We start from the raw sequence: 22,361 nt of genomic DNA on the forward strand, positions 1-22,361 counted from the left end.
TCGGCGGTGACATCATGAGGTGGTATCTTCTCGAACTGATTTTCCATAGCTATGCTATGACCCCTGAACCAGTAATGATTATTCATGAATATTCCCAGATATTGTGGAAAGCACAGGTAGTTTTGAACTCACTATAGAGTGCTAATAGCCGCGACATCCATCTACTGGTTTTCTAACTTGCTAAGCGGAAATCGACGCACGGTGTACAGCTGATCGTGTCATAGTATGCCTCGTTTCACTATGGTGAACGATCGCTTGTCTACTGACCTCATCACACAATGTGCCAGTCGTTGTACTTACGATGTTGTCTCGCTAAGTTTGATGCGTGGAACACGACATCACTCAAAACCGGGAAAGGATAGCCTGGTGGCTGATCTTCAGCATTCTTGGCGTACTTTTCGTCTACATCCTCTACTCGTATGTGGGTACGATCGTTCTCGGATTATTTGTTTACTATGCAACGCGACCCGTGTACCGGCAGCTAACCCATCGTGTGGGATCACCGACGCTCGCAGCCGGGCTTTCTCTCGGTATGCTCGCGTTCCCAGGATTACTTCTGATCGCGTATACTGTACTCGTGAGTATTCACCAGGTGAATGAACTCTTTGGGTCAAATTTGGATCAATATCAATTACTTCTTGGGCCATTTCTGCAGCGTGTTATTGGGACACAGGATCTACAGGTATTATTGCAGCAGTTGCTTTCAAATCCCCAGCAACTTACGCAGTATCTCAGTCCACAGACTATGAGTAAGATACTCACATCAACAGGTGGATATCTGAGTGCAATTGTCGTCGGTCTTTTGCACGTTTTCATTGCACTCGCAATTGCGTTCTATCTTCTCCGAGATGGTCAGAGGCTTGCGAATTGGTTCACATCACATATTAGTAAGTCGGACAGCGCAACACATGCCTTCTTAGAGGCCGTTGATACTGATCTTCAGACGATCTACTTCGGCAATATTTTGAATGCCTTCGTGGTCGCTATCATCGCTTCGATCACGTATACGGCCCTCAATGCGATTGCTCCTCCTGGGCTTGCTATTCCAGCAACTGTTTTGTTCGGGCTATTAACGGGGCTTGCAAGTCTAGTTCCAGTGGTTGGAATGAAACTCGTCTACGTTCCAGTCGGTCTTTATCTAGCTGGCGTCGCATTAGCATCAGAGCCACTTTATATTTGGTTCCCTGTGGCTTTTCTACTCATTACAGCCACGATTGTTGATGGGCTCACCGAAATACTATTGCGGCCATACATCTCCGGTCGGAATCTCCACGTTGGCCTCGTCCTATTCGCGTATATCTTTGGCCCGTTACTGTTCGGTTGGTATGGACTGTTCCTTGGACCGCTTTTACTCGTATTGTTCGTCCATAGTACCCGCATCATTTTACCGGAATTACTACACGGACGCGAATTGACGCCACAAGCAACTGCAACTGATCCAATTCCAAATCCAAATGAAAACCAGCCTGCAACAACGAGTGGAAATGATTCCACTCAGCAAGACTCGAAATCCTCCACAGAAACATTATCAGCAGACCAAGCATCTCCCACTGAGACTACAAAACAACAAGACGAAAGTTCAGACGACCACTCGTGATAACAATCTCTAGATCAACCCGACTGCGTTGGTACTAAGTCAGACACTGCTGAAGTCGACTATTGAGTATTCTAAGCACGCAAGTTGCCAGTTCGGGGGGTGACATCCTGAGCAAGATGTTTTGACCACGGTTTTCAGCAAAACATCATTTTAGAGACGTATGTAATATTCCATGTTGATTTTGAAGTAGCAGGAGCACCTCTCCCCCAGGCGATCAAATCACAGCGACCAATTGCTACGGGAAACAACCTCTCACTGGCGATGTGGGTTCTGTGCTTCGCTGAGGGCGTCATAGTGGTCAATTCCACTGCCGCTTATCAAATCAGGCGACAGTAAATTTGGTTCACTTGCACATAAAGAGTGACTTGGTTGGGATTCATTTGTCTCACTGCCGGTTGTTGCACTAAGCAGGTGTGGAGACATCTACTACCGGCAGAAGGGCGGCAGAAGGTATTAATTCGGCTCAACTCAACTCTCTCAGCACGATTCACCAGAAGTACGCATCGAATCTGATAGGTATTCCGTTACAATCCATGCTGATCGAACTGTCACGGTGTCCGAGCCGAGTACCCAGGACGTCGCTACTACTAGCCGATCGAGAGGCTCCAAATTCTCGACGGCGGTGCTCTTCACGCGGACAGTGCAGTATACTCGACAGCAGGGTGACGAAGTGGGGAGGACCGATAACCTAGTAGCTGAACCGCATTATTCCTGTAGTGAGGATTCCTGTTCGCCAGTCGAAACCGTCACCAACAGTTCCTTGAGCAGCGCATCAACCTGTGGCGGGGCGCTGTAGGCGGCTTGCTGATCGGATTGGTTATACTCAATCACCCCTGCATCAGCGAGTTTGGGGAGATGAATATGATGGACCGCAATCTCTGTCTCCACGTCCCTCTCCGACGGTTCCCGGCCGGCACTCTGTGTCAGCTCCGTCACTAACGCAGAGATAGGCATAGGATCCGCTGTATCGCGAAGAGACTGGAGGAGAACCCGGCGCCGGTGATCGGCAAGGAGCTTGTATAAGAGAGTAAGCTGTTCCTTGGTGGTGCCACGATCGCCAATCGGGTGTTTATCCTCTCGCATACTCAAGTCTCGATTGGCCATACATATAATCATTATTTATAATTATCTAGTTATATTGGTGAATTCGCAGAAAGAGACTCGAAATATCGTGCATCAACACACAGTATGTGCTCTACCAGCACTATCTGGCTTTAAAAGTATGAAATGCACAATCGAATGGGTTGAAAATTAGCGCTCACGTTGTTCATCGGCGGTGGCTTCACTGAAATGGAAATGATCAAATGGTTGCATATGCCGCTCGCGCATGATCTCGGAACTCTCGATCGTGACACCAGACTCGTGCAGCGTGTCCGTGATACGCGTGATATCTTGCGTACTCGTCCCCACGACTTCGACGTAGATATTCCGCCGGCCAACGAGCATCTCGCGCACATCGACCACGCCCTGTATCTCGAGCATTTTCTGGACAAATTCGGATTGGTTGGTTGCGGGCACGGTACAGACGAACAGCACGCGCAGCGGGAGATTCGCCGCTTCATAATCGATCTCAGGATGATAGCCCTTGATGATGCCATCATCTTCGAGCGCTTCGATTCGGTTCCGGACAGTACTCGCCGAAACCCCGACTGTCTCTGCAATCTCTTGGGCAGTTGTATGCCGGGCATCTCGCTGGAGATGATAGAGGATACCACGGTCCACGTTGTCCAATGGTCGGCTCATAGTGACGGATACGGTAAGTGTGCATAAATAGAGTGTGTGAAACTGAGTGATTTCTCTACGTAAATGTCGGTTTAACGTATTCACTCACTTGCTCAAACGACTATCAATCCGTAAAATCGACGATGTTTAATCATTTGCACTGTGTTCTCGGCAGCAAACTCATGATGCTCGATGACCAGCTCACAGTACTCGCGAATGGCCATCGACGGCGACTCCTCCTTGCACTCACAGAGGAATCCCCACAAACCATCCCCACCGTCGCCACAGCAACCGTGGAAACCGACGATGGCGACCAAGAACGAGCAATTGCTATGCACCATATGCACCTTCCCCAGCTAGAAGATCACAGGCTCATCGACTGGGAGCAAGAGACAGGGGAGGTAGCGAAAGGCCCGCAATTCGACGCTATCGAGCCGCTTCTCACAACACTCACGGAGAATCATACTGTAGGGCCCGCAGGTAAGCCACCCGACTAGTGCATTCCCACAGATATGGTGCGCTATTCTGTTTCACACTCGCTCACTGGTCGCTGATCTATATGCCGAGCCACTCGTCGTTCCGGACATGGTACCCGTTTGCCCGGCAGAATTTCGCCGCTTGCCGACGGACTGCCCTGGATCCCGGAAGTTTTTCTTTGGCACGGACTTGCTCGACGATCCAGTCGTTGAGCGCCTGAACCCCTTCGTCGTTGTCATCGGCGTCGATCGCTTTGAGTTCCTGGAACGTCTTCTCGTAGGCCTCACGTTGTGACCCCCGGAAATCGGTGTTCGGAAGCATCTGGCTAGCTTCCACGACCCGTTTCATGGCAGCGGCGACTGTCGGCCGCTGGACCCGTACTCGGACGGCAGCAGGAGAATCGAACGCCTCCTCGTCCGTATCCGGAATCAGTTCCTCAATGGCATAGATCCCGTCGACTGATTTGACCTCGCGGTCGCCGACTGCATCGACGACCTCGGTTCCTGTCGCCGGAAACTCTAGCGATTCGAGTTCCGGCTCAAGGTCGGTGAGTGCTCCCGCTTCGACCGGTGGCTCCGGTTCGTCCCCACGCTCCAATTCCTCGGCGATACTGCGCTCTCGCTGGCGTCTTTCGGCGTCGTCCGCTTGCTTGTCTCGTCCCGATTTGTTATCTGCCATCTCGCACTTTTGATGCTCTAGGCGGATAGTCCTGTGGTCAAGGATGGGTGTCCCGAATGCAACGGAGAGGCTTCGACAGGTTCAGCGACTGCGTCACTGATTAGCCGGGAGGGTCCATGGTTGACGAACCACGAGAATGCGCGGCTAGCCCTGCGTCCGGCGGACGAACTCGTCGAGTTTTGCTTCGATGAGCGTTGCGACACGCTCACTGTATTGCCAGAGTGCGGCGTTGAGCAGTTCTTCGGTTTCGTCGTCGAGTTCGTCTGCTCCACGAAGGACGGAGTCTGTAGTGATTTGTGGGTGATAGACGCAGACCACTCCAAGTGAAGTATCCGAACTTGAGGTTCCCGCCGTGTGGATTCCGTACTGGTCGGTTCCCCAGACACCATCGCCGCCCTGTCGTTCCAGTTCAGAATCGAGGGCATCGAGAAGTTGGAGTTCGTCCGCGGTGAGGATCGGCTCGTCACCGTCGAACAGTTCAGCATATGCCGCCGTCCGGGCACTATTCGTCCATTGTTCCAAGTGGGATCGCGCTCGTAGTACGAGCTGTCGCTCGTCTGGAAACTCAGCCATGCGCCTAGTAGGATGGCAAGGCCAATCAACGTTCGTACAACGCGTCTCGCTCAGCTTCGACAGATGGTGGCACGCACATGCACCGATTAATGACGGCGGGTCGCGGTACAGTGACTCTCGGAACCCTTATACATCGCCCGGTTGTGCAATTATTTGTAATGGCAAACGGTAAGGTTGATTTCTTCAACGACACTGGCGGCTACGGTTTCATCGCGACTGAGGATGCTGACGACGACGTATTCTTCCACATGGAGGACGTTGGCGGTGAAGATCTGACGGAAGGAACCGAGATCGACTTCGACATCGAACAGGCCCCTAAGGGCCCGCGCGCGACGAACGTCGTCCGCGCCTAATTCAAGTTCACGTCGTCGCCAGACAGGCGACACTGTGTGACTTTGTTCTATTTCTGAACCGGTATCCACCCAGAGCAATAGCAGGTAGACTAGACTGCTGGGAGGACCGTACTGGTTCGAGACATTACGTCCAGCCCGGGAAACACGAAGACTGGGCTTCGGATTTCAATCCTCGAATCCGCCGTCGTGTTGTTCGTAGGTGATGGTCAGTCGCCCTGGCGTTCGACGCTTCGCTGCATCTCGAAGCGTCTGGAACTCTTCCAGGAGTTTATCAGCATCGTCTGTTCCTTCTCGAACGCTCCGCGATTCTTCCCGAATTGTATCATATACTTGCTCAAGAAGGCGTTGTGCGGCGTACGAATCGGTCTTCGAGTCTATCTCGAAGGAAGCCTCGTAGTGGGACATAGTCGTGGTTAGTTCCCCACTGGAATAACTCCCCTTCATGTCTCACGGAGAGAATCCGCATCTCTATGACCTCTCGCCGAGAGACATACCTTATGACATGCCCTAACTGTGACGCAGCCGCGTATACTGATCTCGGGTTGCATCTCGGCGACATCACTGCTAGTCTCGGTAACTCCCCCAAGGCGATACCGGATTCGGAGACGTTAGTCCGGTGTGACGAGTGTGGCATTCTCTACGATACCGGTATTGCAGATACGTGAAAACCATTTACGTCGTGTCTAACCCCCTTCTCGCCGGGACGTCATCTAACCATATGTCCCGGCATGAAGCGACCGTCGAAATCGAGTCGAAAACGGACGCCTACCCCGTCGAGCGACTGATGAACCAACTATATGATCTGGTTCGGGAAGAGTCACGACATTTCAATCAGTGTCACACGACTTGACAGAGAGTAGAGCAGTTTTGGACGATCCGTGACGCGACACGACAACTGACGCCTGGGACCTTGCGGGAGGTATACAAATCCCGAAACGTGGATCCTGACAACTGAGTGTTACTTCGGCTCTGACTGTCTGGATGACGAGACACGTGAAATTCTCAAGAGTGTTCAGATAGAGCCGAATAATCAGACAGCTACCAGGGTCGGTGGGGGAATTAATGTTGCTGTGCACTCTCTTCTAATAGAGTGGCTGACCTGATCACCGAATACGCCAACTACGACGCATTCGTCCGTGAGTGGCATTCAGAAACGGTCACTGACGACGACAGCTCTCTTGAAGAAGCCCGGGACCAGGGACTTCTCAACGAACAGAAGTCCCGACAACTATGGCAATTGTTGGGACTTCTTGACACTGATGAGCTTCTCATTCAACTGCCTGAATGGTTGGCTGACGAGAAGGGTGGATCCATGGATAAAACTACCCCCACGATGTTCGTTGGAACCATCACCCGAGAAACGGAAGACGCGATTCTTTTCGAGAATTCTGCGGCCGCACGATCGCTCATGCGGCTTGCACACAAGATCCACTCACTCGAAAAAGGGATTGAAAATATAGGGGTCGATACCGACCACCACGAGCGGTTAGCAAAGCAACTGCAAGACCACCAGCAACAGTTTTGCAACCGGGATGGTCTTCCTAGCCTCACCGATGAGTGGCTTCCAAAAAGCCAACTCATAACAGCTGTTCAGCGGAGTGACTAAATCGACTCTGTAGTTTCGCTAGACGGCGCTACAATTAGCGAGAAAGCGCTCTTAAACAGTCAGTAGATGGGCTTATATCACGAACCGATTGCCGTCTCTCGGGATTTCCGAAATTCAATCAGGGGAACCGCTGGATAAGGCTAAAAATCACGTGATCAATGTGGAAATATACCCAGTGCATCACAAAGCCGGTTAGTTGAGACGTCTACTTGCTGATGTCCTTACAGGGTTTCTTGGAATCCTTGACGGCCTTGACCTCGACGGCAAGGTCGTTTATCTCGATCGCGAGTTCTACGACAACAAGTGTTTGACACTGCTTCACACCCAACCACGCCCACGTGATGCCGATCGCCCCAGCAGACGATCAAGCAAGAACTCTCGAAGGGCTGGACTGTATGCGTACTTTCCGTACAGGCATGATTTCGATTCGACACCCAGCGTAGTCGAACTCGACATGTGGCGATGACTGCGTATAGATGAGATCGAGCGCGTCTGAGTGGATTGCTGGAACAGTTGCTATCAACTATGGTATTTATGCCATGTACTTCATACATCTGAATGAGAATATCTGAGAGATCCACTGCCGCTTATACTGCCCACAGGAAGTCAATCACCGAAATCGGCCAAATTCGAGAAGTTGACCTCGCTGCAGTCGCACGTTCTATTTCGGTTATCAAACCAATCACGCATTTTGAAACGGGGCGAAATCCTAGAGAGCAGACAATTTTCCACCATCGAGATTAACCGGGCGACACCTCTTCGAGTGATTGTGGCATCATGCAACTGCCCGCCACATCTGAAAATATGTGGGTGTCCTATTCGCAATCGTAGTATGAACGAGTTTTTATCTCACCAGTTGGTGAGATAGATGACCGAATAAATATGTCAGGAGGGAGATGTCCGCCCCTCGTTAATTGAATATTCGCTATGTCACTCTCATCTTTGTAGTTAATCTTTAGCTGATATTTCCCACGGGACAGTTTCCCGAATGAAGTAATATCTGCACTAACTAACGGGAACCGGTTTTTGTGTGCCATGCTCTGGACTTTACTCATGTTTGTGCCGGTAGTATCCAGATCAAACGAGGCAGACACATTGCCGGTCTCGATATCAGTTAAGGAAACGTTTACACTTCCTTCCGTGTCTGTGTTATTTATGACCCGGAATTGACCTTTTTCACCATCGCTGCTTGGTGTTTGATTTGTCCCTGGTTCTTCAGGCTCCTTGCCTTCTGAGAGGGATACGCCCGCAACTAGGAGACTAACTGTACTTGATTTCTTCAATATTTCTCGTCGAGTGATGTCTTGTTTCATTTTAATTACCTCACTTTTTCTCCCATTTTCCCTGACAACAGTTTGAATATCGGAAAGAAATCCTATCGAAACTTGATGTTGGCGGATGGTAGTTACACTCGTTCCCGTTTTTTAAATAATCGAAATAATCGGGAGTGGCATTCATCACAGTAACCGAAATTCCCTGTGAAGTATCATATGTCGTTCCTACGTCGTGTTGAGTTTTACCGTCTCCATCTGGATCGCCTGTGTTAGCTTTTAGTACGTTATGTCCTACCTCATGCATACACGACTTCATTGAGTAGGAACCGCCAGATGTACTTCCTGAATAGGTGTATGTATCCCGCCAAGAAGCGATGCCATAGCCGTTTGCGACGCAATTAGGACCGGAAATATTTCCGAGCCCACCTCCATAATATGGTCCGTTATGTGTTACTAATAAATTTGAGTCCGTAGCATAGTCCAAATAATTGCAATCCCAGTATGATTCCCACCAATCTAACAGATCACTATATGTGAGCGTCGTGTTGTAATAGCACGGACTCTCTGCTGAGAATGAATTTTTGATTTCTTCAGTCGGCGCCGGAATTGGTGTAGATCGAGCAATTGCAGAAACATCTTTCCCGGCTCGCTCAGCACCTCTTTCAATAAATGTTGCAATCGTATCTAATACGTCATTTCCCTGTTTGTTGTGAAGGGTTTCAGTACCCCAGACACCAACTTCATATGTTGCCATACAGGGATTGATTAATAACGCATTACTATAAATATTTCTATTAGAGAATGAATTGAGAATTTTTAAAATCGGTCCGTATTTTAAGATAAATCTGAATACGACGTCATATTCGAGATTTCTTTACAAAGTAGATTAATCACATTTGTTGTTTTCTAATTTGAACTCTTCGTTACTATTATTTTCAATATTGTACTCAATAGTTATGCTTCTTGGAAGTGAATTATTAGTACTCATTACGAGACGATAATTATAGACTGTTTGAGAACAATCCTCTTCTCGGTCCCTTTCTTTGGATTTCTTATTCACCAAGGTTATCTTTATCTCTTTACCATCTTTTGACTGTTTAATTGCTTGAATAGCTACTTTATAGCATCCACTTTTAGGAATAAATCGTCCATGGATAACTGCCGTTGACCTCCCACAGTTGAATTTAGAATCTATCACTGAATTCTTTCTCTTTTCATCTGCGGATACCACAGTCAATTTTGCTGAGATTCCATTTGATTGTTTCTTAGATGGCGTAAACAGTGCAGTAGTGGTTCCAGTAGTAGTTTGCGTAGTCGATTGACTTCTTTTAGTGGAATTCGTATTAGATTTTGCTTCGTTAGTACTATCACCAATACAACCCGCTAATGATCCCGCACCCATTCCAACATAGGCGAGTATATCTCTTCGTTTCACACTTCAAAATATGCATAGAATGTAATAAACATCTCGATAACTCAAATGTCTCTTTCACTGTCCTCTTAATCGTCAATGATCAGAATGGTTTTGCGTTTATTAGCCTCAACACTTCTCATTTTCCCATCTGGTTATGTGCGGGAAGTTGTCGGCAATGAATAATCAGATGGGGTCGTAGTCGTTTCCTTTCCGTAACGTGGATACTTTCAGTATTAAATATACACCACGGATTGCACATAGATTGGTTAGGGGGTCCCGGGGCGTGTTCACTTCCGATTATGGATTTAAGTGGCAGAAAATCAGGTTCAGTCTTCTTGGTTGTCCTGGTCGGTGGGGAGATCGTCTTGGCGTCGCACTCGGCCGCATGCATCGTAGCATCATCGACCATTCCAACGATATCCGCTGCGCTGCAATCCGCTGCCGCTCATTCCCGCCGCTACCCCGTTATCAGGCCCGGTGTGATTCGAGACTCTCGAATACCTTCTTTCCTCTTCGTGTTGCGAGTTCGGACGGTGGGGCAACGCGATACGCAAGTTCTGTTCGATGCTGCTCATCGGTTGATGAGTCGTTACGAAGAATCGCAACCAACATCCCATCAGACGAGCGCAAAAGGATGCTGTCCCCTGTGACTGACGACCGCAATCCCTTCAATGTCTGTTGAACGAGTTCTTGGGCTTCTGCTGGCTTGATTGTGAGTTGCACGGTGTCAAATTCTGGCCGATCACGAGTCGTTGCTGTCATGCTTCGTTTTCATCGGGTTAGACGATTGTAAACCCATCTCTCATTAACCTGTGCCCGCGCGTTCTCTCCTGTCCAAACGACGAATCAGCGTGATCCGAAGGCTGTAACATCTTCAACTCTGAAAAATTTCGGACGGAAGCGAACTCATCGGGCACCGAGCGGTCGGTGAGCTATTGATTCTCACTTCATTATCCGTACCGAAGACATCTAGTTGATCGACAGAAGATGCAGATAGTTGCACCCTCGATAGAATTATTGCACTCCACAACTAATAGTCGAGTATGACTGACGCACCGGGAACCGACGTGTGGAAAGAAAACACGAGTGCGTTCGACCGTGTTCGCTCGATCGCCGTGACACTCTTACAATCACGCACCGCCGACTGGATCGCCGAGGAAGCCCTGGTCGCTGGAAATACTGCCCGTGACCATCTTCAGCGACTCGTCGATATGAACGTCCTTCAGACTGTTTCGGGTGAGCAGGCAACGCTCTATCAGCCTGATCCGCTTTACACGCGGATGCGAGCGCTCCGTGACTTGCTGGATGACCGCGATCGCGATGATCTCATCCAATTGCGTGCTGACCTCCAAGAGCAAATCGAATCATGGCAACATGAGTACGATGTCGACTCCCCAGACAGGCTCCGTGAACTGGCTGCTCAGGTAGAGACATCTACCAAGACACGAGAAGTGCGGCAGGTCGCGAGTGACTGGGAGATCGTCCGATACCGACTACGCCTTATCGAGGATGCGATCGAACACTACTCGGATTACTCGGGCACAGCGCCCGCACCTGCCTAACATGATTGCCAATGTTCGCTGCTGACGGTGGGTATGATGCTGGAGAGGCGTCACACGACATACTGCTCGAACTGCGAAGAAACGCTGGCAGACACCCAGGCGTGACTGAGGCACGCGGCGTTCCGGATGGACAGTTCACTCGTGTCCAAGCAACGCTTGATCCAACGGTGTTTGGTGGATCAGCCCAGTCAGGGTCGTTTACAATCCGATGGTTTGCTGGAGAGGCTCCAGCCGAACGAGCCGAGTTTTCATTTCACTATAGTGAACCGTCGGGATTTGATTGCGGGTGGCATTGCGAGCCAAATCCGCATGTGAATGGGTGGGAACACTATCAAGAGCGAGAGACACCTGCTGAGGAGTATACCTATGAATCGGTGTCGTTTGGAAGTGAACATCCTGTGCGGGTACTGTGGGAAGTTCTTGATCGGTTAGAGACGGTACTCCAGCGTCGGTGAGTCTTGTTCAACACCACTCGAGGAGATCGTCTTTCGTGATTGCCTCGGCATCACGCTCGGCAGCCCGCATCGCCGCATCATCGACCATTCCAACGATGTCCGCTGCGCTGCGATCTCCTGTCTGTTCAGCAAGCGTCTCATAATCGTCATCATCGAGATCTGATGGAAGTTCACGGAGTCGTACGCGGAAAATCAGTTCCCGTGCCTCTTTGTCGGGAAGGCCAACCTCGTATTGCTGATCAAAGCGACCACGACGAGTCGCAGCTTCATCAAGCAAGTCTGCACGGTTCGTTGCTGCGATGAGCAGAAAACTCGGGTCTTCATCGTCTAAGTGCGCCAGAAACTCGTTGACAACTTGGGCGTGCTCCCGGTGAAGGTCGTTCCCACGACCGGCAAGGAGTGCGTCAATCTCGTCGACAAAGATCACACATCGGTCGAATTGCTCGGCCTCGTTGAACAACTGATTGACTTGCTCAGTAGACTCATTCACCCACCGGCTTTTGATATCGCCAGCGCTCAGCTCGAGGTATGGATGGCCGAGTTCGCCAGCAATCGCCCGGGCGAAATGCGTTTTCCCCGTGCCGGGTGGGCCATGTAAGAGGATGCCATTTGGTGGCGAGACGTTGAACCGCTCGTAGGCAGCGTCAGTGTGTGAGAGCGGGCGAAGAACCGATCGCATAATATTGCGTTTGAGATCATCCATTCCACCAACATCGCGAAACCTCGTGGGGGGTGCTGACTCCCAACCATAAGTAAGATCAGATTGTTGGTATGGTGATTGTCCACCGCTATGGCTCTCGTCACGGTGTTGTCTATCCTGGGTGGTATGATTCTGGTTAGTTTTAGATGACGTCGATTGAACTTGTTGTTTCTCTGTTGCATCTGAGGAATTTTCCTCATCTTGATCGTCAAGCGTTGAAAGAGTAGCAAAGACTGGGATAGGTATGCAGACAACCCAACTGAGCCCCATCAGCCATGGATTATCGAGCATGGGAGACACTCGAAATGGCTGTAAGATCGCGACACTACCGGGGACAAAATCACCCCAGAGTGGTAGAAACCAAATTCCAGTTAGCACAGCAATACCAATCATCATCCCAAAAAACCAGCTCGCGTCTACAGTTTCGTCATCTAATCGACCGAGACGGGAAATAATCGCGAATATAATACTAGTAGCAAGCCCAGGGAGAAACCAAATAGAGATTATGCTGGCGACGACGGTAATAACTATCCCAAAAGTGGATAAAAGCTTGTCAGCTACTAAGAATACACTGATTGGACCCAAGGAGTAGCACGCAGTAGAGATAATAGTTAGAACTCCTAAACCGATTAGTTTCCCGGGAATCCTAGTGGATATTCGGTGAGTAGTGGACGTGGGGTTTTCTCGACCGTCCATATTATGTTATGTGCTCCTCTTTTTCTGTTAAATAGATTCTGTCAAAAAATGTCACTTTGATCGACCTTCCCCACTCGACGACTCGTGCCATTCGTCTAGTGTTCGTTGATCCGACCTATTTCTATCGACTGGTGTATCTACAACTGGATTTTCGCGATAATGCTCGAGACCTGCCTCTGCCCAATCAAGGGGAGAACGGTCGAGATTTCGTAGTGTGAAGTTCGTCCCTGCACGTGCATCTTTAGCTACACGCTTCCCTTTTTTCTTCCCATGGTGACCCGCAGATCTCCCGTACTTAGAGAATGACTCTGGTGTTTTGGACGAAGCGGTAGAAACAGCACGTGTCTTAGCGCTTTGAACAGCCGAACTTGCTTTACCAGCCGTCCCAGTGATTTTTCCTCCAGTAGCGCGATTATCTGCTTGACTGATGGCGGATCCCGCTGCAGCACTCGCTGTTGTTGCAGCGCTGCCGGCACGTTTCCCACCAAACCGAGCCTGCTTCATGATACTCGCACGGCTCGACTCCTTTGACCCACCTGCTGAGGCCGACGACCGACTTCGAGAAGTCCGCTTCCGCCGACTGCGGATTCGACCGGGGACAAAACCCGATGACATGGCTGTTTTCAGCCCATAGACGGCAGGAGCAACCAAGCCGATCAACCAGAAGAGGAACGACTCGAGAACATCATTAAACGAACCAGGATCCGACCCTGCAGTGGCTGCTGCATGTGTCGCTGTGCCAGGTCCAGTAGCACCGATTGCGGCAGCGCCAACATACATGAGGGCAGCCATGAAGATCCCTGCGAGAAACAGCGAGAGCGTCGCATTGATGAACATCTTTGCGGCTTTCGCTGAATCCTCGAATGGGCCGAAGTCGAGATAGAGCATCACCGCCAGAATCGGCAGTGTGACGAACATCGCGACGAAGAGGAATTCCCGAATCACCAGCATCGCAAACAACAGGAGAATCCCAGCAATGGAGGTTACACTCAGAATCACCATACCAACCGCGACGACACCTGCGGAGGCAGCTGCGCCTTCCATCCCGGTTTTGAGCACTTGCGTCCCGAACGCGCCATAGCTCTCGGGGTAAATGTAGGCAATAACGGCGTTCACGAGCAGCAGACCGAAGTGCATGAGCTGGCGACCAACGGCGACAAAGATAATCGCCTTGAGTGCCTTCCAAACCAGGATGACACTATCCACGTCGGCTTTCTTTGAAAATGGCTGTGAGGCAAAGCCAGCCATCACCACGACCACGAGCAACTGTGGAAAAATACCCAACAGGTGGTCAAACGCCTGGAGGTACTGCGGATCGGTATAGGGGCTATCGAAGACCAAGAACGTGTACACGCCACCGGACATCAACAGTCCAACAAAGCCCATGAGCTTCGTCATGAGCCAGGTGAACAGATCCGCGATCCACCCGGTGAATCCGGCGGCAAGAACGAATGATGTCATCTCTAGTGGGTGTTGTACAGCTCCAACTGCGAGTTTGGGAATCGTCACTGGGATGCTGTGAACAATGGATGTGCCGTGTGATTGGAGGGTGGGGATCATTGGGTGTCAAAAAGATGGTGTTTGCTTGTATATCAGTACCATCGCGTAAAAATATTTTCTTAGATATTCTGAATTATTATCGCCGGAGATAGTGAAATGGGAGATAGAATAGCACAAACGCGATGACAGCCACGAACCCCTTACTCAGTGCCATCAGTGCGCTGTAGATGTTGAACGGTGTAGGCGCAAATCGAATCTGATTGCTCGATGGGGCGTAGTAGAGTCCTCGTGAATCGTTGGCGACGCCGCGAAACGTTGCTTCGACGGCACTCTCATCACGCGTGACGACAGCGATCCCGTCACTATTGGTGGTGACACGGCCCTGGACGGCCCCGTGGAGATAGATCGATTGGTTAGTGATCGGGCTCCCGGTCTGGGCGTCGGTGAGTTCGATCCGAACATGTCTCTTATCCTGTTTCGTTAATGTGAGCGAGGCTGGGTGTTCGGAGACAGTCCTCGTTTTCAGTGGGATCTCATCGCCATGAATATCGTAGAGCGCGTTGAGCGGCTGATCGACGTTCGTGATAACCACACGAGTGGGCGCCCGTGGTGGAACCGATGATAAGTTAACGGTCGGACTGAGCGGTGCAGCCTCTGGAGCGAGCGGAGCGGTGCGAACGCGACTAACAGTTGCCGTCGACGCTGTCTGTAGAGCCATACGAGCAATCGCTGGCTTGCTTCGAATGGCGATCAGCTGTTTTTCGAGAACACCTGGCGGTGGGACTGTTCTCTGTGAGGTCGTACTGAGTGGCGAGGAGCGATTGACCGACCTGTTGAGCAGAACTAACGGTTGTGATGTATTGAGTGAGAGCGTCGTGTTGGGGCGCTGGGTGCCGATCGTTGCATTCTGGTAGCGATGCTGGGAGTAGACGCCCCACACGTTTTGGAGGCGCATCTGCCCGGATTTGAATGTCGCATAACTCCAGTGTCGACGATTGGTGAATGTCGTCGGTCCATCCAGACGGAGAATAATCCGTTTGAGGTCGCCGTTGTCAGTAACGAGTGTTTGCGTTGCGTTGAGCTGCTGGTTCGGTGTGATAACGACGGGTGCTGTATTGCGAACAGTATGCGAAAGGAGAGTGGTATTTGAGGTCACATTCGTTTGCTCCCACCCCGAACTTGTCCGGATTGAGACGATCTTGTGAATGGCCAACCGCGTTGTGATCGTTCCCTTCACGACCATTGTCGTTCGGCCGGTCGCCCGTGCATTCGTGTATGTGATCGGCCGCGATGCTTCGGTTTCGTCTGTGGTTTCCTCGGGAGCCCATGTTTGCGAGCCGATTCTGAGTGACCGATTGATTGACTGGCTCGTGATGGAGTAATTGATACAGGTTTTCGTGCCATTCGTGACTGTACAGGTCTGATTTGGAATCGCCGTCGAGTAATCGAGCGCGGCGAGAATAGACCCGTTTCGGGGAAGCAAGAAGAGATTTTGTGACGATGTGTTCGGCCGACCGAGACGGGTTTGGGTCCCATTCTGTGTTCCGAGGATCGTCATATGTGCATTCTTGACGACAGTCCCGTTCGTACGATTTGAATCAGGAAACCACGCGCTCGTCGAGCGATTGTGCGGAAGGTTCTGGAGGTTGGTGCGACGGTACTCGGCAAGCGTCTGATTTCGAGGACCGACTTCGTAGGACGGCTGGGACGTCGAATACGTGAAATCACGAGCTCGACTGGCATTTGCTGCTGAGATATTCGGAGACTGGAGAATTGTACGGAGGTCTGGTTGAATGAACGGTGGCAGCGCACCGATGGTGGGATCTGGATCATCAGAGACAAAGACGTCAGTGGCGTTCGCGAGATGGGTGGTGCTGACGCCAGTTGCAAACGAGCTCAGCAATAAGAGCAATACGATGATTCCGAGAATGAGTTGCTGAAGACGTGTGTTCGAGAGTGGTGACATTCGTAGGGAAAGTGCTCAGGGCGATGGTCGGCCGATGATATACGGGAGTCGAAACTGGCGCACCGTCGTTAGAAGAACGGTGGGACGATCATCCCCGGAGCGAGGTTTTCGAAGAGCGTGACGAACACATTATAGCTGACCGAGAGCACGATCATCCCAGCGCCACCCCAGAGGGCACGCCAGCCCCACTGTGTGCGACTTGCGTTCCGTCCGGAAACGAACCACAACGCTGCACCAACAAGGAAGACGATGACTCCGATTTGGCCCAGTGTGGTTGCGACAAACTGTTCGATCTCACTGAGCGAGTTGTTGATCTCGCTTTGTTGAGCAGCGGCGATGCCCGTACTGACGCCGAACGCGAGCAGGGCCGTGACCAGATACGTAATTCGATGGCGGAATGGGACGTGCATACACGGTTTCGTTCTTTTCCCCGTGATAAAAACTTTAGCCCTTATGAATAATATACTGAATTTTAGCTGGCGTGGGGGAGCAATCTGGGCTCATTTTAAAGATGGTTTCGGACAATCAAGATAGTCGATACTCATCTCCTCCCAGCAACGACGAGCGTTGGTCTCGTATTCTTCCACGTGTTTCGCATTGATTATTCACTATATATTATAGTAGGATTTAAGTAGCGGAGATTAGTCACTCCAGTATGACTAATTCAGAATCCGACCAAGGCGACTCTGCCGACAGACATGAGAATGAATCCGGTCTTGACTTTGCTTCGTATAATCTCCCGACCGATCTCACCGCCTTTCAGGCACACCTCTTGTGTCTCATTTACCGCTTAGGGCCCGCTGAGGGTGTCGATCTGCAGGAGGCATTGGAAGACATCTATCCAGAGCCGATCAATCATGGCCGATTGTATCCCGGCCTCGATCGACTCGTGGAGAAAGGGCTGATCTCTAAACAGACGAAAGCAAGCGATAAGCGACGGAATGCGTATGCAACCGTTGGGCGGGGTGACTGGGCGGTTGAGGAATACTACCAATTCCTTCATGACATCGTCACGGCTGAGTAGTCATTACAGTCACCTGCCCGCACGCGTCACCTCTATCGGGAGCTGTTCGACGTGCCGACAGGCACGATACACCTGCTCCCAAATGAAGTACTCGTCTTTCGCAGGAACAACGTTCGATTCAAGCAACTGCAAAAACTGGGTGTCGATCTTGTGGAGCAGAAAGACGGGATTCAGATCCGGTTAGACGAGTTCGAATTTGATATGCACTGGCGTGACGCACTGTCAACGCACGCTACTCGGAACGAAGAACACTGTACGGAGTTTGCCCGTGCAGTCCTTGAGCGTGCAGATCGAGAAGATCTCCTTGAGAAATCGGGGGCGACAAAGCAGGAGGTCATCGACTTTCTGGGAACGGGGCTCTCGAACAGAATTCCAGAGAGCTGTTTTACGATTAGTCGCGGAGCTTTGCGACCGACTGACCGACCTCTCGGATGTGGTTACCGCTCGAGATTGAGTTCCTCGGTGAGTTAATCGATCGTCTCTTCAAGGTTTATACGTGAAGGAAGCCCCCAAAGCGGTATAAAAGCCTTCTACGACCGTCTCAACTGTGAAATTGTCTACCTCCACCAGTTCAAATCGTGCTCAAACTGCGCCGACTCACTTACCACTGTCCAGTCCCCAGAGCAGTTCGAATCCGCCCAGAATGAGTGAGACAGAGATGTTGAACCAGTCGATGACTGTCTCTCGTTCGACTGCCTCAAGTGGTTCTCTGCCGGGGTGAACGACGATGTGTCGGAAACCTTGGTAGCCTTCATCTCCACAGAACTCGGCCCACAGCTCGCCATACGGTCCATGCGCATCACTGAGTGTCTCCCCTGTGATTTCCTTCAGCGCGTCCTTGGCGAGATCATCGGTGTAGACTTCTCCATCTGGGTTTCCGAACCTATTTTTGATGCGGTCGTCGGCGTCGTCGGGATCATGGCCGTTTACGACGTAGTAAAGGTAGATGGCCCGATATAGGGCACCGTCAATCGCGGATACGAGCAGGGGAACCGCCGAGATGTGATTTCCTCGAAGGATGACCTGTTCCGCCTCGCGAAGGAGGTCGATCCATGGCGGATTCGCCGCTGATCTACGCGTGAGCTTCGCATCGTACAGCACCTCAAGTTCGTCATCCACTCCTATCTCCGAATCATCGGCATCGCCATCAAGGCTGGCGGTCACGACCAATTCATCTGGTCCGACTGGGAGGACGGCAATCAGGGCTGAATCGCCTAGCGAGACACGGGTGTACGAGTCACCAAGTCGTTCAAGGGGCAAGCGGTCGTCGCCGCTCGCCTCCTTCCGCTTCGCACCGAGGATCTGGACGGTCTCGAACTCATCACCGGCGAAGAGGTTGTTGACGACGTGTCGACTAGTCTCCCCGACGGTCACCGTAGTGAAGTTCCGCATCTGGCCCCCGCCAAGGGCGAACGGGAAGCCGAAGTAGACGTCCCCGTCCATCTCGTGGAGGGTATAGAGTAGTCCGTTCTCGGCGAAGAATAACTCGAAACAGTACGGGCAAGAGAGCGGTGTGTCGGGGTCGATGCTCCCACCGCGGGGATTGATATGGAGCTTGTCGATTCGCTTCTCGCACTGTGGACAGGTCAAGTTCGTGTTGCCGGCACGAAAACCAGTGGCGGGCATCATCAGCGGCCAGATTTCGAATTACATCATCTTAAGGCCTATTAAGATTGGACTGCGGGTGTTGGAACTGGAACAATCCGTTAGAAGATGGTTGTGTGGATTCTAACCCAACCTATAGTTTGATCCACCGGAAGAATTATACTAATCCCAACTATGCGTTTGGGTAGATGGTACTCAAAGATCGATTCCTAACAAACGCCGCTGCGAAGACAGAGTACACGAAAGATGAACTCTCACATACCGCTGAGGCCTTAGAACGCGCAATTCAAAGTCGATTACACAAGCATTTCAAGCGATGCCACCTCCAGAGTGGTTACGATTACTGGTTGCTCGAGGAGGATAACAATCGCCCCGGTGTCTGGCTTGCGTTCAATGAATTCGAGTTGACGGAGGAGATGAGGGAAGCAGATATCGACTACACGCCCGAGAAACTGTTTACCGTGGCATCGGCTTATTTAGAGGAGTTTCAGGCTCAGGATTTGACAATAGCTATCCCCGGCCCGATCGCGCGAAGCTATGAAGATCCATTTTTCTTCCCGATTCATGTGCGCTACCCTGACGGGTGGGAAGATGGGAAATGGCACACGTACCAACGCTTTGAAGAACTGGTTTGGCGGTATAATCTGTCTCCTGCTGAAGCGTTAGACTACTGGGTCGTTGACCAGTTACATCAGGAGCCGCACGAGTGGGCCGGGAAGCGGGATGTCCAAGCAGAAGCGGTTCGGAAAAACGTTAGACAAGCGAACGAAAAGTTGGCGAACCTGGAGAACGGCGCGTCTCACGAACGCGAAAGAATTCGCACCGTGCGGGCTCAGGAAGTCCCATCCGGTGATCCTCACGACTCCGATAAGGATATGTTCTACGTTCCAACCGAGGAATCAGTTGAAGATGTCAACTTCTAAAAGAGTGACGGACACCTCGGAATAGCATAGCCATATTATAGAAATACTGTTCTACAGAGAAAAAATTAACACAGGATTTCTGTTGTTCACCAAATCGCGATCATTCAATAAATCTACGTAGTGCGAAGACCACCCTCGGGTGTCTCATACACTTCGCCCTTCTGTTTCAGCTTGTCAATTTCGTGTTCTGCTTTGGAGGAGTTTAAACCGACTTCGTTTGCTCGGTCGAAAATAACCTCTTCTGGTGCACCACCTTTGTACTCTTCTGCAATGTTTGCAATGAGCTGTTTAACGCTCTTGATCCGGTCACGTTGACTTTTTGCGGTTCCTGTTTCGACAACGTCAGCGTCGAAATGCCCGGTTTCTGTGTCAATTCCTATATCTTGCAGGCACGACCGAACGATTTCAATGACGCGGTCTGCGTCCTTTTGTTCAACTGTATCCGACAGCCGAACCCGCGCACTCGCCTCTGCCAATCGAACGAGCGCTTCTAGCTTTCGTCCGGTCACCGGAATCGGCGCGTCCTCGTCCGCACCTTTCGAACGCAAATCCACGTAGAAGTCCCGAATCGCCTCGCGAGCCTCCTCGGTCATCGTTGGATAGACGTTCGATTTCGCGTAGGCGATGTACTTGTGGAGCAGTTCCGCGTCTATCGGCGGAACGATTTCTTCCGTTTGGCTTCGTACCTGTTCTTCGGTGATGTTCGGATAGTTAATTTCTGTCCGCTGAGTGTTCAACTCTCCAGCAAAGTTGGTTTGCAGAATATGCTGCGCGAGCCGTGAATCGTGGTCAGGGTCGGGCTGATCCGTCACCGTAAAGATGAGGTCGAATTGAGAGATGAGTTCGGGTTCGAGATCTATCTGCTCCCCAATCGACTCGTACTGATCGAACCGTCCGTACTTCGGATGTGCGGATGCGAGAACTGATGCCCGCGCTTTCAGTTGCTCTGAGACGGTGGCTTTGTTCACCTTAACCGTCTGGTCTTCAAGCACGTCGATAAGAGCCGCTCGCTGTTTGTCGCTGAACTTGTCGAGGCTCTCAAGGCACGCGAGACCACGGTCAGCGAGTGGGAGCGCACCGGCTTCCACAGCCCAAGTTTTGTTGCCGGTACCCGTCTTTTTCGTGCGTTTCATCGACGCGGTGAGGCCGACAGAGGAACTGCCAGACCCAGAGGCACTAATAGTACATGGTGAAAGAACACCTGCGTAGTCGAGCAGCCGGCTTTCATATGGGCCGGGGTCGCCGAAGAGTGCAACATGGATGTCGCCGCGAATGCGAGTTCCGTCCGGAAGATGCTTTGTGACACCGCCGAACAGTTGGAGAATGATTGCAAGCTTCTCCCGTTCGTATCCGTAAATCGAAGGAGCCACTGAGCTAACCATCTGATCGTAAATGTCTGATTGGTTGGAGTGTTCGATGATGTCTTCCTTGTCATCGAATGTGATGTCCATATCCTCGAACTCTTCTTCCTCGATGACGACCGAGAGACCGTCGATTATCTTGTCAGCGACAGAGGCATCTGTGTGGCTGCCATGGAGGATGTGCACGATGCCGGTCACAGTAACGGTTTCACCGGGTAAGACTTCTCCTGTGATGTCATCTTCAACCATCACCACAACGCTTGATTCCATTTCTCTTGTCGCATTCCGCAATCGACGTTTCACGAGAAGCGTCTGACTGTCGATGTACTCAGAATGGTCTCCATTAATCCGGAATGGCCCTTGTCGCTCACATCCTTGGCATTCTTTGGGTTCCTTCGTATCACCGAGACTGCTTTGTGGGATGAATGTCAGTGTCCCGCACCGCTGGCACTCAAAGGCGGCTTCTTGTATCTTACTGCGAACAGCCGACGCACGTTCGACGGTTCCTCGTATCGAGACGAGCGTGTTGATATGCCGTGAACGGATGTCACTGATTTCGGTTATTTCGGGGAGATTACGGACTCGGACATACGCTTGTCCGAGACTCACGTCCACGGGGAGGTCGTATAGGCGAAGTGCTTCCTCGGCGTACTCCTGTAACTGCTGTGGTTGCGCAAGGTAGTCTTCCGCAATATCTGCGTCGTATCGGTACAAGTCGTCCCAGTCGATATACAGCGACCGCTTTTCGTTCGGGTACTGTTGGGCCAGTTCCCCGATTTGGTCGCTGTAATATCGTCGGTAGAATTGTTCAAATCGGTCTATCAGGTCTGTGTTTTCCCCGCGTGCCATCTTAGTTCGCTAATGTGTACCGTCTA

Annotated in this window: 22 protein-coding genes and 1 pseudogene; 9 read left to right on the top strand and 14 right to left on the bottom strand. The window is 51.1% G+C overall.

Annotation, left to right across the window (positions count from 1 at the left end; all coding sequences use genetic code 11):
- Positions 1-325: 325 nt before the first annotated feature.
- Positions 326-1,597 carry an AI-2E family transporter gene (locus BG842_RS05005; protein WP_069449921.1) on the top strand — a complete coding sequence of 424 codons (1,272 nt, stop codon included), beginning with the start codon at positions 326-328 and terminating at the stop codon, positions 1,595-1,597.
- Between the two features lie 705 nt (positions 1,598-2,302).
- Here the strand turns inward: BG842_RS05005 and BG842_RS05010 are convergent.
- Both BG842_RS05010 and BG842_RS05015 read right to left on the bottom strand, forming a co-directional pair.
- Complete coding sequence (locus BG842_RS05010) at positions 2,303-2,680, bottom strand: hypothetical protein (RefSeq protein ID WP_083252433.1); 378 nt, start codon at positions 2,678-2,680, stop codon at positions 2,303-2,305.
- Between the two features lie 168 nt (positions 2,681-2,848).
- Positions 2,849-3,319, bottom strand: a complete 471-nt coding sequence (locus BG842_RS05015; RefSeq protein ID WP_254662911.1) for an Lrp/AsnC family transcriptional regulator — start codon at positions 3,317-3,319, stop codon at positions 2,849-2,851.
- A 182-nt stretch (positions 3,320-3,501) separates the two neighbouring features.
- Here BG842_RS05015 and BG842_RS05020 point away from each other — a divergent pair, with 182 nt between their 5' ends.
- Positions 3,502-3,816 carry a helix-turn-helix domain-containing protein gene (locus BG842_RS05020; protein ID WP_217493270.1) on the top strand — a complete coding sequence of 105 codons (315 nt, stop codon included), beginning with the start codon at positions 3,502-3,504 and terminating at the stop codon, positions 3,814-3,816.
- A gap of 58 nt (positions 3,817-3,874) precedes the next feature.
- On the opposite strand, the gene BG842_RS05025 is transcribed toward BG842_RS05020, so the two are convergent.
- Complete coding sequence (locus BG842_RS05025; protein WP_069449923.1) at positions 3,875-4,474, bottom strand: hypothetical protein; 600 nt, start codon at positions 4,472-4,474, stop codon at positions 3,875-3,877.
- Positions 4,475-4,618: 144 nt separating this feature from the next.
- Entirely contained in the window at positions 4,619-5,047 is a 429-nt protein-coding gene (locus BG842_RS05030; protein ID WP_069449924.1) for a hypothetical protein, read from the bottom strand.
- 158 nt (positions 5,048-5,205) lie between these two features.
- Here BG842_RS05030 and BG842_RS05035 point away from each other — a divergent pair, with 158 nt between their 5' ends.
- Positions 5,206-5,400, top strand: coding sequence for a cold-shock protein (locus tag BG842_RS05035; RefSeq protein ID WP_069449925.1), 195 nt, complete (start codon positions 5,206-5,208; stop codon positions 5,398-5,400).
- 165 nt (positions 5,401-5,565) lie between these two features.
- Here the strand turns inward: BG842_RS05035 and BG842_RS27150 are convergent, their stop codons facing one another.
- Positions 5,566-5,805, bottom strand: a complete 240-nt coding sequence (locus BG842_RS27150) for a hypothetical protein (RefSeq protein ID WP_083252434.1) — start codon at positions 5,803-5,805, stop codon at positions 5,566-5,568.
- Positions 5,806-6,118: 313 nt separating this feature from the next.
- On the opposite strand from BG842_RS27150, the gene BG842_RS32435 reads away from it, so the two are divergent.
- The 3 genes and pseudogenes from BG842_RS32435 to BG842_RS28625 all read left to right on the top strand — a co-directional run.
- Entirely contained in the window at positions 6,119-6,250 is a 132-nt protein-coding gene (locus BG842_RS32435; protein ID WP_256388499.1) for a hypothetical protein, read from the top strand.
- Positions 6,251-6,490: 240 nt separating this feature from the next.
- The gene (locus BG842_RS05045; RefSeq protein ID WP_069449926.1) at positions 6,491-7,006 is read left to right on the top strand and encodes a hypothetical protein; all 516 of its coding nucleotides are present in this window, start codon (positions 6,491-6,493) and stop codon (positions 7,004-7,006) included.
- A 211-nt stretch (positions 7,007-7,217) separates the two neighbouring features.
- Positions 7,218-7,399, top strand: a pseudogene (locus BG842_RS28625) (ISH3 family transposase); the annotation flags it as partial.
- A 422-nt stretch (positions 7,400-7,821) separates the two neighbouring features.
- On the opposite strand, the gene BG842_RS28630 reads toward BG842_RS28625, so the two are convergent.
- The 3 genes from BG842_RS28630 to BG842_RS28640 form a co-directional block, all read right to left on the bottom strand.
- A complete protein-coding gene (locus BG842_RS28630) occupies positions 7,822-8,319 on the bottom strand; it encodes a hypothetical protein (RefSeq protein ID WP_139136017.1) in 498 nt (165 codons plus the stop codon).
- Between the two features lie 10 nt (positions 8,320-8,329).
- Positions 8,330-9,034, bottom strand: coding sequence for a hypothetical protein (locus BG842_RS28635; protein ID WP_139136018.1), 705 nt, complete (start codon positions 9,032-9,034; stop codon positions 8,330-8,332).
- Between the two features lie 132 nt (positions 9,035-9,166).
- Positions 9,167-9,715, bottom strand: coding sequence for a hypothetical protein (locus BG842_RS28640; RefSeq protein WP_139136019.1), 549 nt, complete (start codon positions 9,713-9,715; stop codon positions 9,167-9,169).
- A gap of 1,022 nt (positions 9,716-10,737) precedes the next feature.
- On the opposite strand from BG842_RS28640, the gene BG842_RS05050 reads away from it, so the two are divergent.
- Positions 10,738-11,256 (top strand): transcriptional regulator, encoded by a 519-nt coding sequence (locus tag BG842_RS05050; protein ID WP_069449927.1) that lies wholly within the window; start codon positions 10,738-10,740, stop codon positions 11,254-11,256.
- Between the two features lie 462 nt (positions 11,257-11,718).
- On the opposite strand, the gene BG842_RS05055 is transcribed toward BG842_RS05050, so the two are convergent.
- From BG842_RS05055 to BG842_RS05070, 4 genes are all read right to left on the bottom strand, one after another.
- Positions 11,719-12,702, bottom strand: coding sequence for a 26S protease regulatory subunit (locus BG842_RS05055; protein ID WP_217493271.1), 984 nt, complete (start codon positions 12,700-12,702; stop codon positions 11,719-11,721).
- 456 nt (positions 12,703-13,158) lie between these two features.
- Entirely contained in the window at positions 13,159-14,667 is a 1,509-nt protein-coding gene (locus BG842_RS05060; RefSeq protein WP_139136021.1) for a hypothetical protein, read from the bottom strand.
- A 76-nt stretch (positions 14,668-14,743) separates the two neighbouring features.
- Positions 14,744-16,573 (bottom strand): hypothetical protein, encoded by a 1,830-nt coding sequence (locus BG842_RS28645; RefSeq protein ID WP_139136022.1) that lies wholly within the window; start codon positions 16,571-16,573, stop codon positions 14,744-14,746.
- A gap of 68 nt (positions 16,574-16,641) precedes the next feature.
- Positions 16,642-16,983, bottom strand: coding sequence for a hypothetical protein (locus BG842_RS05070; protein WP_069449930.1), 342 nt, complete (start codon positions 16,981-16,983; stop codon positions 16,642-16,644).
- A 245-nt stretch (positions 16,984-17,228) separates the two neighbouring features.
- Here BG842_RS05070 and BG842_RS05075 point away from each other — a divergent pair, with 245 nt between their 5' ends.
- Complete coding sequence (locus BG842_RS05075) at positions 17,229-17,597, top strand: helix-turn-helix transcriptional regulator (RefSeq protein WP_083252436.1); 369 nt, start codon at positions 17,229-17,231, stop codon at positions 17,595-17,597.
- A gap of 597 nt (positions 17,598-18,194) precedes the next feature.
- On the opposite strand, the gene BG842_RS05085 is transcribed toward BG842_RS05075, so the two are convergent.
- Positions 18,195-19,223, bottom strand: coding sequence for a hypothetical protein (locus tag BG842_RS05085; RefSeq protein ID WP_139136023.1), 1,029 nt, complete (start codon positions 19,221-19,223; stop codon positions 18,195-18,197).
- Positions 19,224-19,390: 167 nt separating this feature from the next.
- Between BG842_RS05085 and BG842_RS05090 the strand changes: the two genes are divergently transcribed.
- Positions 19,391-20,125: a hypothetical protein gene (locus BG842_RS05090; protein ID WP_069449933.1), complete on the top strand. Its 735-nt coding sequence runs from the start codon at positions 19,391-19,393 to the stop codon at positions 20,123-20,125.
- Between the two features lie 113 nt (positions 20,126-20,238).
- On the opposite strand, the gene BG842_RS05095 is transcribed toward BG842_RS05090, so the two are convergent.
- The gene (locus BG842_RS05095; RefSeq protein ID WP_069449934.1) at positions 20,239-22,335 is read right to left on the bottom strand and encodes a minichromosome maintenance protein MCM; all 2,097 of its coding nucleotides are present in this window, start codon (positions 22,333-22,335) and stop codon (positions 20,239-20,241) included.
- Between the last annotated feature and the right edge of the window lie 26 nt (positions 22,336-22,361).

The sequence above is a fragment of the Haladaptatus sp. W1 genome (assembly GCF_001723155.1).
GTDB classification, from domain to species: domain Archaea; phylum Halobacteriota; class Halobacteria; order Halobacteriales; family Haladaptataceae; genus Haladaptatus; species Haladaptatus paucihalophilus.